The sequence below is a fragment of the Yersinia pekkanenii genome (assembly GCF_001152565.1).
In the GTDB taxonomy this organism is placed as follows: domain Bacteria; phylum Pseudomonadota; class Gammaproteobacteria; order Enterobacterales; family Enterobacteriaceae; genus Yersinia; species Yersinia pekkanenii.
Genome location: NZ_CQAZ01000184.1, coordinates 1 through 1,013 on the forward strand (window position 1 = coordinate 1; position 1,013 = coordinate 1,013).

Sequence of the window (1,013 nt, forward strand, 5' to 3'; positions counted from 1 at the left end):
CTCAGTACATCAATCGGTGATTGAGTAATGCATGGGTTATCTTTATTCATGGTTGGCCTCATGTGTTTTACTCGCCCCAGTTGCGGCAAGACCCATAACAAAGCTTGTTATTTCTGCTGCTATATGTTCGCCATCGCCGCCGTGAATACGAAGCCGTTCTGCTGCATCTAATAAATTAGCGATATCATCAAAAATACTTGCTAACTCCAGAGCGTTTTTATTAGCCATGATTCACCTCACGAAATGGAACCTTACCCGCAAAAGAAATAACGTAATCGCCTATCAATTGTTGCCGAGCTTCGTTATAGCTGCTGGCGGTCACACGTCTCATTACTGGCTTGGCTTTAACGTCGGAACGCTTAACGGTTGCAAAGATGAATACTGTTAAGATATAGTCCACTTTAACCTTACTAAGGTAATGGATATTATCTAAGGCCAGGCTCTGATGTTCGTCGGGGATCGTCGCCAGAGCCGAACTAACACGATTAGATAAGTTATTCATGATTTGGCCTCACCGCTTTCATTATTAAGCAAACAAAACAGGTCAGAGTTTAATTTGTGCGCCAATTTCAATATGCCGGTTAAAGCAAAAACTGTATCGGCCTCCTCTGGCGCATGTTCATGGGTATACGCATCTTTTAATAGTGTTAATAGAACCACTACCTCAGATGACCTATCGCTCACATTTACAATTTCGTACTCTGGTATATTTAATGAAGTCATGGGGGCCTCTTATTCTTTGGAATACATTTCAGTTGTACATTCAATCTCAATTGTTGCCTCGATAATTTCCGAACCACGACTCAATAAAATACCGATACTAGCCATATCCCCGCGCATTTCATTATCTGGATATCTGCCATTGTCACAGGCCCAAAACATTAAACCACCAATAGCCTTGAAGCCATCAACAAAATATTCTCTTGTGGTTGCTGCGGTCGCTAAAATATTCTTTGCGTCTTCTTTAGATAAGCCTCTTATATTTCTCGCATCAATGAATAGACTTTGGGTTC

The 1,013-nt window shown here is 41.4% G+C and carries 3 protein-coding genes and 1 pseudogene; all 4 read right to left on the reverse strand.

Annotation, left to right across the window (positions count from 1 at the left end; genetic code table 11):
• Window positions 1–42: 42 nt before the first annotated feature.
• Entirely contained in the window at window positions 43–228 is a 186-nt protein-coding gene (locus AEP37_RS23850) for a hypothetical protein (RefSeq protein WP_049615663.1), read from the reverse strand.
• Window positions 221–502, reverse strand: a complete 282-nt coding sequence (locus AEP37_RS25905) for a host cell division inhibitor Icd-like protein (protein ID WP_049615664.1) — start codon at window positions 500–502, stop codon at window positions 221–223. Before AEP37_RS25905 ends, AEP37_RS23850 begins: the two co-directional genes overlap by 8 nt.
• A complete protein-coding gene (locus AEP37_RS23860; RefSeq protein WP_049615665.1) occupies window positions 499–723 on the reverse strand; it encodes a hypothetical protein in 225 nt (74 codons plus the stop codon). The genes AEP37_RS25905 and AEP37_RS23860 overlap by 4 nt, the downstream gene beginning before the upstream one ends.
• A gap of 9 nt (window positions 724–732) precedes the next feature.
• Window positions 733–1,013 (reverse strand): annotated as a pseudogene (locus tag AEP37_RS26825) (hypothetical protein); the annotation flags it as partial.

Excerpts from the sequence above, each read along its gene's own strand:
- AEP37_RS23850 (WP_049615663.1), bottom strand. The coding sequence starts at position 228 with ATGGCTAATAAAAACGCTCTGGAGTTAGCAAGTATTTTTGATGATATC.
- AEP37_RS25905 (WP_049615664.1), bottom strand. The coding sequence starts at position 502 with ATGAATAACTTATCTAATCGTGTTAGTTCGGCTCTGGCGACGATCCCC.
- AEP37_RS23860 (WP_049615665.1), bottom strand. The coding sequence starts at position 723 with ATGACTTCATTAAATATACCAGAGTACGAAATTGTAAATGTGAGCGAT.